General features: G+C 76.0%; 12 protein-coding genes. 6 read left to right on the forward strand and 6 right to left on the reverse strand.

All coding sequences use genetic code 11. The features are described 5' to 3' along the window. Position 1 precedes the first annotated feature (1 nt). The 6 genes from C229_RS0116830 to C229_RS30925 form a co-directional block, all read right to left on the reverse strand. Positions 2-1,237, reverse strand: a complete 1,236-nt coding sequence (locus C229_RS0116830; protein ID WP_018656255.1) for an isochorismate synthase — start codon at positions 1,235-1,237, stop codon at positions 2-4. A gap of 645 nt (positions 1,238-1,882) precedes the next feature. Then, entirely contained in the window at positions 1,883-2,455 is a 573-nt protein-coding gene (locus C229_RS0116835) for a biotin transporter BioY (RefSeq protein ID WP_018656256.1), read from the reverse strand. Between the two features lie 48 nt (positions 2,456-2,503). Beyond that, positions 2,504-3,244: a spermidine synthase family protein gene (locus C229_RS30920; RefSeq protein WP_018656257.1), complete on the reverse strand. Its 741-nt coding sequence runs from the start codon at positions 3,242-3,244 to the stop codon at positions 2,504-2,506. A 64-nt stretch (positions 3,245-3,308) separates the two neighbouring features. Beyond that, the gene (locus C229_RS0116845; RefSeq protein ID WP_018656258.1) at positions 3,309-3,614 is read right to left on the reverse strand and encodes a hypothetical protein; all 306 of its coding nucleotides are present in this window, start codon (positions 3,612-3,614) and stop codon (positions 3,309-3,311) included. Positions 3,615-3,726: 112 nt separating this feature from the next. Beyond that, the gene (locus tag C229_RS0116850; protein ID WP_018656259.1) at positions 3,727-4,581 is read right to left on the reverse strand and encodes a ZIP family metal transporter; all 855 of its coding nucleotides are present in this window, start codon (positions 4,579-4,581) and stop codon (positions 3,727-3,729) included. A gap of 687 nt (positions 4,582-5,268) precedes the next feature. Next, positions 5,269-6,228, reverse strand: coding sequence for an Rv2578c family radical SAM protein (locus C229_RS30925; RefSeq protein ID WP_018656260.1), 960 nt, complete (start codon positions 6,226-6,228; stop codon positions 5,269-5,271). Positions 6,229-7,049: 821 nt separating this feature from the next. Here C229_RS30925 and C229_RS0116860 point away from each other — a divergent pair. From C229_RS0116860 to C229_RS0116885, 6 genes are all read left to right on the forward strand, one after another. Then, a complete protein-coding gene (locus C229_RS0116860; RefSeq protein WP_018656261.1) occupies positions 7,050-8,690 on the forward strand; it encodes a glycoside hydrolase family 10-like protein in 1,641 nt (546 codons plus the stop codon). Positions 8,691-8,774: 84 nt separating this feature from the next. Next, positions 8,775-8,981, forward strand: a complete 207-nt coding sequence (locus tag C229_RS0116865) for a DUF3040 domain-containing protein (RefSeq protein WP_018656262.1) — start codon at positions 8,775-8,777, stop codon at positions 8,979-8,981. A gap of 686 nt (positions 8,982-9,667) precedes the next feature. Then, positions 9,668-10,033, forward strand: a complete 366-nt coding sequence (locus C229_RS34700; RefSeq protein WP_018656263.1) for an ATP-binding protein — start codon at positions 9,668-9,670, stop codon at positions 10,031-10,033. 78 nt (positions 10,034-10,111) lie between these two features. Further along, positions 10,112-11,632, forward strand: a complete 1,521-nt coding sequence (locus C229_RS0116875) for an MFS transporter (protein WP_018656264.1) — start codon at positions 10,112-10,114, stop codon at positions 11,630-11,632. Positions 11,633-11,783: 151 nt separating this feature from the next. After that, positions 11,784-12,728 carry an NADP-dependent oxidoreductase gene (locus tag C229_RS0116880; protein ID WP_026313870.1) on the forward strand — a complete coding sequence of 315 codons (945 nt, stop codon included), beginning with the start codon at positions 11,784-11,786 and terminating at the stop codon, positions 12,726-12,728. 24 nt (positions 12,729-12,752) lie between these two features. Beyond that, positions 12,753-13,784: a DUF5996 family protein gene (locus tag C229_RS0116885; RefSeq protein ID WP_018656266.1), complete on the forward strand. Its 1,032-nt coding sequence runs from the start codon at positions 12,753-12,755 to the stop codon at positions 13,782-13,784. Positions 13,785-14,402: the final 618 nt, after the last annotated feature.

The raw sequence follows: 14,402 nt of genomic DNA on the forward strand, positions 1-14,402 counted from the left end.
TTCAGCCCTCCAGGGCGTACTGCATCGCGCGGAACTTGTTCTGCGCCTCGGCCAGCTCGGCCGCCGGGTCGGAACCGCCGACGATGCCGCACCCCGCGAACAGCCGCGCCGACGCGCCGTCCACCTCCGCGCAGCGCAGCGCGATGCCCCACTCGCCGTCGCCGCGCGCGTCGATCCAGCCGACCGGCGCCGCGTAACGGCCCCGGTCCATGCCCTCCAGCTCCGCGATCAGGTCGAGCGCGGCGGCCGTGGGGGCGCCGCCGACGGCAGGCGTCGGATGCAGCGCCGCCACCACGTCCAGCACCGACCGGTCGCCCGACAGGCGGCCGTGGATCGCCGACGCCAGATGCATCACGTTCGGCAGCCGCAGCAGCCGGGGCCGGTCGGGGACGTGCAGGTCGCTGCACAGCGGCCCCAGCGCGTCCCGCACCATGTCGGCGGCGTAGGCGTGCTCATGCTGGTCCTTGGCCGAGGCCAGCAGCGCCTCGCCGCGCGCCGCGTCGGCGGCCGGGCCCGTCCCGCGCGCCGACGTGCCCGCCAGCACCAGCGACTCCACCCGCCCCCCGTGCCGGCGCACCAGCAGCTCGGGCGTCGCCCCCACCAGGCCCGCCACCGCGAACGTGTAGCAGGCGGGATAGCGGGCGGCCAGGCGGCGCAGCAGGACGCGCGCGTCCAGCGGAGCGTCCGCGTGCGCGCGCAGGTCACGGGCCAGGACGACCTTGCCCAGGCGGCCCGCCCGGATGTGGTCGCGGGCCGTGGCGACCGCGTGCTGCCACGCCGGGGCGGGCAGCGCCCCGTCGCTCCACGTCAGCGGGCCCGGCGCGGTGGACGGCTGCACCAGGCCCGGGTGCGGCGGCTCGGCGCCGATGGTGGTGAGCCACGCCGTCCCGTCCCGGCGCCCCAGCACGTGCCGCGGCACGATGAGCACCGAACCGGGCGCGTGCGGGGTGAAGGCGAAACTGCCGAACGCCACCGGACCGGTCCCGGGCAAGGCCAGGGGGTCGTCGACGTGGGCGCCGGCGAACAGCTCGCGCAGCCGCGACGCGGCGTCGGTGAAACGCCCCGCGCCCGCGGGCAGCGTGATGCGGGCCGCCTCGCCCCAGCCGATGACGCCGTCGCCGCGGTGGACCCACGCCAGCGCGTCGGGCGCCGGCAGATGCGCGAGCAGGTCACCGGGATCGGCGACCGGCGCGGTGCGGACGGTCAGACGGTCCGTTGCAGTCGCGGCGAGCTTCACGCGCCCAACTGTACGGGAGAGTTGAACCCGTTCAAACGCACGCCCCGACGGTGAGGCACGCACCACACCCACCCCACCGCCCCCGCGACACCCCCACCCGAAGCGACCACCCCAGCCCACCCGAGTCCCGCCCACGCACCGCCGACGCCCCGGACGGGCCCCGGCCTCCACGACCGTCACCGCCCAGCCGACGCCTCCGCGCGCGGAAAACACCCTGCATTCAGAAGTCCACGACTCGCTCACGACCCGCCTCTCTCTCCCCCCCCCCCGCCCGCGCCCTCCGGACGCGAGCACGGAAGCGTCTCAATCTCCAAGCCCAGAAAACATCGCCCGAACGCCAGCCGTCACGGGTCAGGGCCCCCCCCCGCGCGGAGGGCGCGGGTCTCCGCGCTGTTCTGCTTGGCCACACGGGCCGCCCCGCGTGGGGGAGGCGGTCAAGGTCGTCCGGGGCCGCGACCGGGCCCGCTGCTCGTCCCCCCGCCCACGCGGAGGACGCTCGCTCCCACCGTCCCGGCACCGCCGCGTGCCGGGGCGGCTTCGCGCCCCGACCCGGACTCGCCGCGCTCCGGCGGCCGCCGGAGCGCGGCGAGTCCGGGGTACCCGGGTTTTCTTGGTGGGTAGGGCGGGGAGCTTCGCGGGTGTCGGTCAGTGGCGGGTCAGTTTCCAGGTGGCGGGCAGGAGGGCCGCCGCGAGCGCGATCTTCAGGGCGTCGGCCGCCAGGAACGGCGTCGCGCCCAGCGACAGCGCCTTGGCCAGGCCCACGTCCAGCGACACCGCCAGGTACGGCACGCCCACCGCGTAGATGATCAGCGTGCCCAGCGCCATCGTCGCCAGCGTGCGCGCCGGAGTGCGGTCCCCACCCCGGCGGGCCAGGGTGCCCACGGCCGCCGCCGCCAGCAGGAAGCCCAGCACGTACCCGAGCGTGGGCAGCGACGCGCCGGACTGGCCCTCGTTGAACCACGGGACGCCCGCCACGCCCGCGACCAGGTACAGCACCATGCCGAGCACGGCGCGCGGCGCGCCCAGCGCGGCGGCCGACAGCAGCACCGCGAACGTCTGCGCCGTCACGGGCACCGGCGTGCCCGGCAACGGCACGATGATCTGCGCCGCCAGGCCGACGGCCAGCGCCGAACCGGCGACGAGCGCGGCGTCGCGGACGCGGGCGCCCGGGAGCAGGTCGCCCAGGACGAGGCGCTGGGGGGCGTGGGTGAGGGCCACGGTGGTTCCTCCGCTGAGGTCGATAGGAGATTTCGGTGTGGTCGCAACCTAGCGAAGGGGATGTCCGGTAGGGGTGGGGCGGGGCGACAAGTTCCGGCCCGAGTCCTTTGGAGGACGGGGCCGCCGCGCCACGTAGACCAGGTCCGGTTCGCCGCGCGGCACCGGCACCGGATGGACGGCGACGTCGGCGAAACGCGCCGCCAGCCGGTCGGCGAACCCGGGAGCGTGCCCGGCCGACCACAGCGCCAGGGCGCCGCGCGGCGTGAGCAGCGCCGCCAGCCGCGCCAGCCCCGCGTCGTCGTACAGGCGCGCGTTGCCGGGGGTGACGGTCCAGTGCGGGCCGTTGTCGACGTCCAGGCACAGCGCGTCGAACGGGCCCGGCGCGGCGGCGACCCAGTCGAGCAGATCGGCGACCTCCAGCCGGACGCGCGGATCGTCCAGCGCGCCGTCCGAACACCGGCGCAGCGGCCCGCGATGCCAGGCCGCGACCGCCGGTTCGCGCTCGACGACGGTGATCGCGGTCAGGTGCGCGTGCGCGGCGGCGCGGGCCAGCGAGAACCCGACGCCCAGCCCGCCGATCGCCAGCGCCGCCGGTGCCTGCAGCCCGGCGACGGCCAGGTCGACCAGGAGCCGTTCGCTGGTGCCGTCGCGGGTGTCCATGAGGAACACGCCGTTGCTGATGATCTCGTGGTGCGCTCCGGCGCGGCGCAGCACCAGCTCCCCGCCCACGCCCACGGCGCGCTCCACGACGACCGGCCGTCCGCCCGGCGTGGGCCGTGTCGCGTCCATGAGGGCAGCGTAGCCAGAACCCGCGCCGGGACGGGGACGCCGCACGCCCCCGCCGCGCCCGGGGTCAGCGGCGGGCGCCGTCGCCGGGATGGCGCCGGCGCCCGTCCGGCGGATCGGCGGGCTTCGCCTCGGGCAGCAGATGATGGGTGGCCAGGCGGCCGCGCAGCCGGTCGGCGGCCAGGTGCTCCACGACGCGGTCGTCCACGACGCGGTCCAGATGCTCGGCGCAGTCGGCGGCGGCGCGGACGGCGTCCTCGACCGCGCCCGGATCGAGCGTGGGGAACCGGCGGCGCAGATGGTCGATGACGGGGCCGTGCCGTTCCAGATGCCGGGTCGAGGTGCGGGCTGCGGTCCGGGCGCGCGTGTTCACGGGTGTGCTCCTCCCGCCGGGGCCGCCGCGCGGGTACGGCGGCTGAGCGGCATCTACCCGCCGTGAAAGATCGGTAACACCCGGTGCCGGGCGATTCTCCCGGAACGGGCGGTCAGTGCGCGTGGCCGCCGCCGTGCGCCAGCGCGACGACGAGCAGAATCGCGGCCAGGCCCGCGCCCGTCATCAGCAGCGTCGCCACGCGCGGATGGTTGCTGTGCGCCTCGGGCAGGATGTCGGCCGCCGCCAGATAGAGCAGCACGCCGGAGATGAAACCCAGATACGGGCCGAGGACCCCGTGCGGCACCTCGACGAGCTGGGTGAGCGCCGCACCGGCGACCGGGGCCAGCATCGCCGCCGCCAGGAACCCCAGCGCCGGACGGCGCGCCGGGTCGCGCAGCGACGCGAACGTCACCGTGTTGAACCCGTCGGCGAAGTTGTGCGCGAAGATCGCCACGGTGACGAGCAGCCCCGTCGCGCCCGGCGCGTCCAGGGCCAGCCCGATCGTCAGGCCGTCCAGGAACGTGTGCGTGATCAACGCGATCGCCGCCAGCCGGCCCGCCGTCGCGCCGTGCCGGTGCCCGGACCCCGCCGTGCTCGCCGTCGCCCCCACCGGGCCCGCCGACGCGTCCACCGCCGGATGCGCGGCCGGATGACGGTGCGGGGCGTACTCGTGCTCGTGCGCGTGGTGCATCGCCGTGGCCTGCTCCACCACGTGCAGCAACGCGAACCCCGCCGCGAACGCGATCATCGGCGCGGGGACGTGGAGCAGCTCGGCGTCCGACGCGTGCAGCGCCTCGGGCAGCAGGTCGAACGCCACCACCCCCAGCACGATGCCGCCCGCCAGCCCCAGCACCAGATGACGGCGGTCCCCGATCCGCAGCGCCACCCCGCCGCCCGCCGCGATCATCACCGAGGACACCAGCGCCAGCAGCACCGCCACGCCCGGCCCCCCGACCTCGATGATCACGAACCCTGGTGTCGTGCCCCCGCCGCACCCCCTCTAACCCGCCCCGGCCCCCACCACGAACCACCACGACACCGACACACCCGCAACCCGAGCACCGGCAAGACACGGCCACACCCGGCGGCACGCCACATCCCGGCGCGAGCACTGGCGAGACACAACCACCGCCAGGGGCACGGCCACGTTCCGGGGCGCGCGGGCACGCCCGGGACGCGGGCACAGCCACGGCCACAGCCACGGCCACAGCCACGGCCACAGCCACGGCCACGGCCCGGACGCGGCCACCGCCCGGGCCGCGCGGCCACCGCCTGGGGCGCACGGGCGCGCGCGAGCCACGGCCACATCCCGGGGCGCGGCCACATCCGCGGGCGCGGGCACGCCCGGGGCGCGAGCACTGGCGAGGCACGGCCACCGCCGGGGCCGCCGCCACGGCCTGGGGGCGCGGCCACATCCCGGGGGCTCGGGCGCTGGCGAGGCACGGCCACCGCCGGGGGCGCGGCCACGCCCGGGACGCGGGCACAGGCTAGGCACGGTCACCGCCGAGGGCACGGCCGCGGACGCGCCGCGTGTGGCGACGGCCCGGGTCGCGCGGGCACGGGCACGGCCGGGGCGCGGGCACTGGCGAGGCGCGGCGACATCCGGGGGCGCGGTCACATCCCGGGGGCGCGGGTGCGGCCTGGGGTGCGCGGGTCACAGCAGGGTGAGCTGGCGCGGTTCGGGCGGGGGCGGTGCGATGCGCGGGCGCGGGCGGGTGCCGACGCCGTGCCGGGCCGCCAGGTCGCGGACCTGCGCGGCGATGCGGTCCTGGTAGGCGCGCGGCGTGTAGGAACCGCCCCGGTACAGGCGGGCGTAGGGGACGACCAGGTCGGGGCGGTGCTCGCGCAGCCAGCGCTGGAACCAGGCGCGGGCGCCGGGACGCAGGTGCAGCGGGATCGCGGTCACCGACGTGGCGCCCGCCTCGGCGGCGGCGCGGACGGCGGCGTCGAGCTGCGCGGGGGAGTCGGTCAGGTACGGCAGCACCGGCCCCAGCAGCACCGAGCAGCCGATGCCCGCGTCGTTGAGCCGCGCGCACGCCTCCAGCCGGCGGCGCGGCGCGGGCGTGCCCGGCTCCAGCAGCCGCGCCAGGTCGCGATCGAGGACGCCGCCCGACACCGCCGTGGACACCGGGACGCGCGCCGCCGCCTCGGCCAGCCGCGGCAGGTCGCGCAGGATCAGCGTGCCCTTGGTCAGGATCGAGAACGGGTTCCCCGCGTCGGCCAGCGCTGCGATGATGCCCGGCATCAGCCGGTAGCGGCCCTCGGCGCGCTGGTAGCAGTCGACGTTGGTGCCCATCGCGACGTGCTCGCCGCGCAGCCGGGGCGCGGCCAGGTCGGCGCGGGCGCACTCGGCGGCGTTGACCTTGACGACGACACGACGGTCGAAATCCTCCCCCGAGTCCAGATCGAGGTACTCGTGCGTCTTGCGGGCGAAGCAGTACACGCACGCGTGCGAGCAGCCCCGGTACGGGTTGATCGTCCACCGGAACGGCACGTGCGAGCCGTCGGGGACGCGGTTGACGACGCTGCGCGCCCGGACCTCGTAGAACGTCATCCCGGCGAACGCCGGCGTCGCGAACGTGCGCGCGACCGCGCCGCGCTCCAGCAGCGGCACCGGCGTCCCGCGCGCGCCGCCGGAACCACCGGCCGCCCCCTCCGGGACACCGCCGAGCGTCGCCCCGGGCGCGCGCCCCGGAGCCGCGCCCCGGAGCGCGGCACCGCCCGGATCGCCTGCCGCCCCCTCCGAAAGATCCTCGGGCGTCATTCCGGGCGGGCGGCTCAACGCCGCGTTCGCGCCCCCGGACGGAGCGCCGCGCAGATCGCCGGGCGCCCCCTGGAAGGGATCGCCGGGTGTCGCGCCGGGCGGGCGACCCGTCGCCGCGTTCGCGCTCCCGCCCGGAGCGCCGCCCGGATCGCCTGCCGTCCCCTCGAAAAGATCGCCGGGCGTCTCTCGGGGCGAGCGGCCCAAAGCCGCGTTCGCACCCCCGGATGACGCGCCACCCGGATCGCCGGGAACTCCGTCGAAAAGATCGCCGGGCTCTGCGCCGGGCGGGCGGCCCGACGCCGTCTTCGCACGCCCGGACGGGGCGCCGCGCAGATCGCCGGGCGCCCCCTCGAAAAGATCGCCGGACGTTGCACCGGGCGGGCGGCCCGACGTCGCGTTCGCATCCCCGGGTCGGGCACCGCTCGGATCGCCGGGCGCTTCCTCGAAGAGATCGTCGAGCGTCGCGCCGGGGGTGCGGAGCGCCGCGTCCCCGGTGGTGTCGGTGCGCAGGTGATCCCACCGCATGCGGGCCTCCCTCACGGTTACCCGGCCGTCTGACCTGGGGTGACGCCTCGGCCACCCGCCCCACACTAGAACTGGTGTTCGAACACGGCAAGTCGGAGCCGAATCGTCCCGAGCACGGTGACGAATGCGTAACAATGGGCCGCACTATGGTCCGACCCATCCAGCACGACCCCATCCCGCCCCGTCCCGCGCGCCGCCCCGCGCGCACGCTCACCGCCGCCGCGCTCACCGGCGCCCTGGCCGCGGGACTGGCCGCGTGCGGTCTGGGCGGTGCCGCCGAGCCACCGCCCGCCGGAGCGCCCGTCGCCGGCGGCGGCACCGGCACCAGCCCCGAGTGCCCCGCCGTCGCCGCCCCCGGCGACTCCCGGGAACGCGAGCTGCGGGCGATGTGGATCGCGACGGTCGGCAACATCGACTGGCCCGACAAGGGCGACGACGCCGAGCAGCAGAAGGCCCACTACCGCCGCCTGCTCGACCGCGCCCGCGACCTCAACCTCAACTCGGTGTTCGTCCAGATCCGCCCGAACTCCGACGCGTTCTACGACTCGCCCTACGAACCGTGGTCCAAGTGGATCACCGGGACGCCCGGCAAGAACCCCGGCTACGACGTCCTCGACTTCATGATCAAGGAGTCGCACGCGCGGAACCTGGAGTTCCACGCCTGGTTCAACCCCTACCGCGTCGCCCGCGAGACCGACCGCTCCAAGCTCGCCCCCGACAGCCCCGCCCGCAAGAACCCCTCCTGGGTCCGCGAGTACGGCGGCGGCCTCTGGTACGACCCGGGGCTTCCCGAGGTCCGCGACCTGGCCACCAAGGCCGTCCTGGACGTCGTCCGCAAGTACGACATCGACGCCGTCCACTTCGACGACTACTTCTACCCCTATCCCGACGGATCGGGCGACTACCCCGACGAGGCCACCTACCGCCGCTTCGGCGACGGCAAGACCAAGGCCGCCTGGCGGCGCGGCAACGTCGACACCCTCGTGCGCGACCTGCACGGCCAGATCCGCCGCGCCAAACCGCACGTGCGGTTCGGCATCAGCCCCTTCGGCGTCTGGCGCAACAAGTCCAGCGACCCCGCCGGGTCCGACACCCGCGCCCTCCAGTCCTACGACGCCCAGTACGCCGACACCCGCCGCTGGATCAAGGAGGGCTGGATCGACTACGTCACCCCCCAGCTCTACTGGGCCATCGGCGACTCACGCGCCGACTACGGCACCCTGGTCGCCTGGTGGTCCAAGCTCGTCCAGGGCACCGGCGTGCAACTGACGATCGGGCAGGCCGCCTACCGCGGCGGCGAGTCCGGGCCGTGGAAGAACCCCGCCGAACTGTCCAAGCACCTCACGCTCAACCAGCGCCACCCCCAGGTGCGCGGCGACGTGTACTTCTCCGCCAAGGACATGGTCGGCAACCGCGCCGGGCTCGCCCAGCGGGTCCGCAAGGACCACTACGGACGCCCCGCCCTCCCGCCGCCCGCCCCCGGCGGCAAGGCGCCCGCCGCCGTCCGCTCGGTCACCGCCGCCGCCGACGGCGACCGCGGCGTCCGCGTCGGCTGGCAGCCCTCCCGCGACGCCACCGCCTACGCCGTCTACCGCGTCGACGGCAAGGGCGCCGCGTGCGCGGCCGTCCCCGCCGACCGGCTGCTGACGTCCGTGCGCGGCGGCGGCATCGTCGACCCCACCGCCAAGGCCGGGCAGACCTACACCTACTACGTCACCGCGCTGGACCGCCTGCACCACGAGTCGGCGCCCGCTCGCGCCGCCACCGTCACCGCACCCGGCCGCTGACTCCGCAGTGAAGGCGACGGGTAAAACCCGTTCGCCGGGGGAGAACCACCACACCCCGTCGCCTTCACCCCAGAGGACGTCCCCATGGCGCTGTCGATGCAGGAACGGCGGCTCCTCGCCGAGATCGAGGCCCACCTCACCGCCGACGACCCCCGCCTGGCCGCCCGCCTCACCGCGCACGGCCGCCGCCCGCCACGCCGCACCGACCTCCGGCTCATCGCCGCGATCGTGCTCGTCGCCGTCGCCGCGGTCGCCGCTCTCACGGCCGCGGCACTGACCGCTCTGACCTGACCACCGCACCCGACGAACGTCGAAGGCCCCGGCAGGGAGACCCTGCCGGGGCCTTCGACGTTCAAGGCCGGTGTGGTGGTCGCCTCACGGCGAAAGGCACAACGCGGCTCCGGCCCGGGCCACGAGGACCCGGCGGTATTCCACGAAGGCTGTGAATAGAGCCCGGGGGACACATGCCACACCGACCGCGTCCACTGTAACCGCTTCCCGGCCCTGCCTCCTCCCACCGCCGCCCCCACGGCGCGCCGTGTCGCGCACCTCACCCCGCCGCGACCCCGCCGCGCCCTCACCCGCCGGTGACGGTTCCCTCCCGCCACGGCGAGCCCGCCCCCGCGCCCGTGCACCCGCCCGCCGCGCGGCGCGTCCCACCGGTCGGGACGACGCACCGGCACGGCCGCCCGGCCGCCGGACCACCGGGGGAGAGGACCACCATGACCCGCCCGAGCAGCCCGCTCACCGCACCACCCGCCCCACCACCCGGCACCCCCAACGGCACACCGGACACGACACGGAACGCGACAACCGGCGACACGAGCAGCGGCACAATCGGCGGGAGAACCGGAGACACGAGCAGCCGCACGAGCGGCGGCGCGAGCAGTGGGGCAACCGGCGTGACAATCGACGGGCCTACCGGCGGCACAACCGGCGGGGCGACTGGCGGGGCGTGGCCCAGTGTGCGGTTGCGGTTGCCCGTCGGGCCCCGGGCCGCAGCCGCCGCGCGCGCCCGCGGGCGTGCCGCGCTGGCCGACTGGCGCGTCACCGACGACGCCGCCACCGGCGACATCGTCCTCATGATCGACGAGCTGGTCGCCAACGCCGTCGTCCACGGGCACGGGCCCGTCACCCTGCGCCTCACCCTGGTCCCCGGGCCGCCCCGCACCCTGCACGCCGAGATCACCGACCACGCCCCGCCGCCCGGCCCGCGCACCGACCCCGGCCCCCTCGCCGAACACGGCCGCGGCCTGCTCATCGTCGCCGCCCTGGCCACCGCCACCGGAACCCGCCCCGCCCCCGGCGGCAAGACCGTCTGGTTCACCCGCGCCCTGCCCTGAACCCCCGGGACGGTCACGCGCCCCTCCCGTAACCTTCAAAGGCGGTTTGGGGGCCCCGCCCGGGACGGCACGCTCCCGGTGAACACCCGACCAGCACCGGAGGCGACCCTGTCCACGCACCCCGCGCCCACCCCCGGCCCGGCGCCGGGCACCGGCCGCGTCCGCCTCGGCTCGGCCACCGGACGCCACATCGTCACCGCCACCGTCCTGGGCTCGGGCGTGGCGTTCCTGGACGGCTCGGTCGTCAACGTCGCCCTGCCCGCCATCGGCCGCGACCTCGGCGGCGGCCTGCCCGTCCTGCAATGGACCCTGGACGGCTACCTGCTCACCCTCTCGGCGCTGCTGCTGCTCGGCGGCGCCCTCGGCGACCGCTACGGCCACCGCCGCGTCTTCGCCGCCGGGCTCGTCGTGTTCACCGCGGCGTCGCTGGCCTGCGGGCTGGCGCCCGGCGCCGGAGCGCTCATCGCCGCCCGCGTCGCCCAGGGCGTCGGCGGCGCCCTGCTGGTCCCCGGCAGCCTGGCCATCATCGACGCCACCATCGACGAACGCGACCGCGGCGCCGCCATCGGCCGCTGGGCCGCCCTGGCCGGCGTCGCCTCCGCCCTCGGCCCCTTCCTGGGCGGCTGGCTCGTCGACGCCGCCTCCTGGCGCTGGGTGTTCCTCATCAACGTCCCGCTGGCCGCCGCCACCCTGTACGCGCTGCGGCGCGTCCCCGAGACCCGCGCCGCCACCGGCCGCCGCCTGGACTACCCCGGCGCGCTGGCCGTCACCGCCGGGCTCGGCGGCGCCGTCTACGCCCTCATCGAGATCCCCGCCCACGGCTGGACGCCCCTGGCCACCGCCGCCGCCCTCGCCGGCGCCGCCGGGCTGATCGCGTTCCCGTTCATCGAACGCCGCGCCGCCAACCCGCTGCTGCCCCTGCACATGCTGCGCTCCCGCCAGTTCGTCGGCGCCAACCTCACCACCCTGGCCGTGTACGCCGCGCTCGGCGGCGCCCTGTTCCTGCTCACCCTGCAACTCCAGACGTCCCTGGGCTACTCGGCGCTGGCCGCCGGGACCGCCACCCTGCCCATGACGGTCATCATGCTGCTGCTGTCCAGCCGCATCGGCGCCCTGGCGCAGCGCACCGGCGCCCGCCTGCCCATGACCGCCGGGCCGCTGATCGCCGGGGCGGGCGTCGCGCTGATGGCGCTGGCGCAGCCCGGCGCGTCCTACCTCACCGGCGTGCTGCCCGGCGTCGTGGTGTTCGGCCTCGGCATGGCGCTGACCGTCGCGCCGCTCACCTCCACCGTGCTCGCCTCGGTCGACGAGGACCACGTCGGCGCCGCCTCCGGCACCAACAACGCCGTGTCGCGGCTGGCGAACCTGCTCGCCGTCGCCGTCCTGCCGCTGGCCGCCGGACTCCACACCCGCGGCGACGGGCCCCTGGGCGCCGGATATCCGCGCGCCATGCTGCTGGCCGCCGCGCTGTGCGCGCTCGGCGGCGCCGCGTCCTGGCTGACCATCCGCCGCGACGTGCCCGTCCAGACCCACATCCCTCCGGGCGTCCACCAGGCGTGCCAGTCGCCCGCGACCCGCCTCAACGCCCCGGGGGACTGACACCGGGCACGCGCGCCCAGCGGCCGGGCAAGACCCCGCCAAGGTTGCGCCAAACACGGTTGCGCGGCGCCGCCGCGCGGGGATCAGCCCCACCGGGGCCGCCCGCCCCGTGCAGCACGCCGACCAGCACGCCGAGGGAAAGAAGGCCGTCATGCGCGCGATCACCATCAGCGGGTTCGGCGCCGAACCCGTCCTGACCGACCTGCCCGCACCCGAGCACGGCCCCCACCAGGTCCTGGTCCGGCTGCACGCCGCCGGATTCAACCCCTTCGACCTCAAGGTCGCCGACGGCGCCCTCAAGGACGCCGCCGACCACCACTTCCCCCTCGTCCTGGGCAGCGACGGCGCCGGCGTCGTCCAGGCCGTCGGGGACCAGGTCACCCGGTTCCGCCCCGGCGACCACGTCTACGGCCAGTTCCTCGACGTCACCCGCGGCATCGGCTCCTACGCCGAATACGCCGTCGCCGACGCCGAGGGCCCCATCGCGCCCATGCCCCACGGCATGATCTACGAGCAGGCCGCCGCCGTCCCCACCTCCGCCACCACCGCCGCCGGGCTCGTCGAGACCGCCCAGGTCGACGTCGGCCAGACCGTCCTGGTCATCGGCGCGACCGGCGGCGTCGGGCAGGCCGCCGTCCAGCTCTGCGCCGACCGCGGCGCCCACGTCGTCGCCACCGCCGCCCCCGACTCGGCCGACCTGCTCACCGCGCTCGGCGCCGCCGAGACCGTCGACTACACCACCGGCACCGTCCCCGCCCAGATCGTCGCCGCCCACCCCGGCGGCGTGGACGTCATCATCGACCTGGTCACGCCCGCCGCCGGCATCGAGCCCTACGCCAACCTGCTGCGGCCCGGCGGCACCTACCTGTCCACCGTCTTCGCGCTCAACCCCGACGGGCTCGCCGCCCGGCAGGTCCACGGCGTCAACTACTCCAACCAGGCCACCTCCCGGCGGCTCGCCGACCTGGCCGACCTCATCGACGCCGGCCGCCTGAAGATCCGCATCGAGCACCAGGTGCCGCTGTCGGACGCGCCCGCCACCCTGGACGCCGCCCGCGACGGCGACGCGCGCGGCAAGACCGTCTTCCGCATCTGACCGCCACCCGAACCGGGGGACACCATGACCCGCACCGCCCAGGACGACCCGCCGCGCACCGAACCGGGCACCGGCACCGCGCCGGTCGTCCCGCCCGGCGCCGAACTGGAACTGTTCCCCGCCATGCCCCTGGAGGACTGGCGCGCCACCAAGGACACCTTCCACCGCTTCGCCCAGATCGTCGGCAAGATCCGGCTCGCGTGCTCGGTACGCCGCAACCACTGGTGGAACGTCCCCTTCCACCTCACCGGACGCGGCCTCACCACCCGCCCCATGGGCGACCCCGCCGCGCAGTTCTGCGTCGACTTCGACCTGTGCTCCCACCAGGTGCGCGTCGACCGCATGGACGGCGCCCAGATCCAGATCCCGCTCATCGGCCAGTCCGTCGCCACCTTCCACGACGCCGTCTTCGCCGCCCTGGCCGACCTGGGCGTCCACCCCGACATCTGGGACGTCCCGTTCGACCTGGACGACGCCACCCCGTTCGCCGACGACACCCGCCACGCCGACTACGACCCCGCCCTCATCACCCGCTACTGGCGCATCCTGTCCCAGGTCGCCGCCGTCCTGGAACGGCACGCCGCCGACTTCTGCGGCAAGACCTCCCCCGTCCACCACTTCTGGCACACCTTCGACCTGGCCGTCACCCGCTTCACCGGACGCCACGTCCCCGTCAGCGCCAACGCCGACCCCGTCACCCGCGAGGCCTACAGCCAGGAGGTCATCTCCGCCGGGTTCTGGTTCGGCGACGACGAACGCCCCTGGCCCGCCTTCTACTCCTACACCGCGCCCGAACCCGCCGGGCTCGCCGACCAGCCCCTGTGGCCCGACTGGGCGCACTGGACCGAATCGGGCGGCGGCAGCCACCTGGCCGTCCTGAAGTACGACGACGCCCGCACCACCGACGACCCCGTCGGCACCGTCCTGCGCTTCCTGGACACCGCCTACACCGCCGGCGCCCACCTCACCCAAGGCGACACCGACGACCTCACCAGCCCCCACGGCGTCACCGACCCCTACGCCCACCCCACCCCCGAAACCACCGACACCCCCTGACCATCCCGAGAACGACCCAGCGCAGCCCGGCCTAAAACCGGCACCGACCATCCCGGCAACGACGCCAGCCCCACACCGACCCGACGCGCCACCGACCCAACACGCCACCGACCCGACGCCGGGCCGACCCAGCCCCGCACCGACCGGGCGCGCCACCGACACGGCGCCGATCCGACGCGCCACCGGTCCGACACGGCGCCGGTCCGACGCCCGGGCCGACCACGCCCCGCGCCGACTGGACACGCCACCGCCCGGTGCCGATCCGACGCGCCGCCGACCAGCCCCGCGCCATCCGGGGCGGGGCCGATTCAGCCCCGCCCCGATCCAGCCCCGCCCCGATCCAGCCCCGCGCCGATTCAACGCGCCGCCTATCCGACGCGGCACCGACCCTGCCCCGTGCCGATCCGACGCGGCACCGATTCAACGCGGCACCGATCCGGTGCGGCGCCGACCCAGCCCGGCGCCGACTCGACGCGTCGCCGATTCGGTGCGGGCCTGATCCGGTGCGGCACCGATTCGGTGCGGGGCAGATTCGACGCCGCGCCGACCCCGCCCCGCGTCGAGTCGGACCGGCGTCGATCCAGCCCGGCGTCGATCCAGCCCGGCGTCGGGTCGGAC

The sequence above is a fragment of the Actinomadura flavalba DSM 45200 genome, from assembly GCF_000374305.1.
GTDB lineage: Bacteria > Actinomycetota > Actinomycetes > Streptosporangiales > Streptosporangiaceae > Spirillospora > Spirillospora flavalba.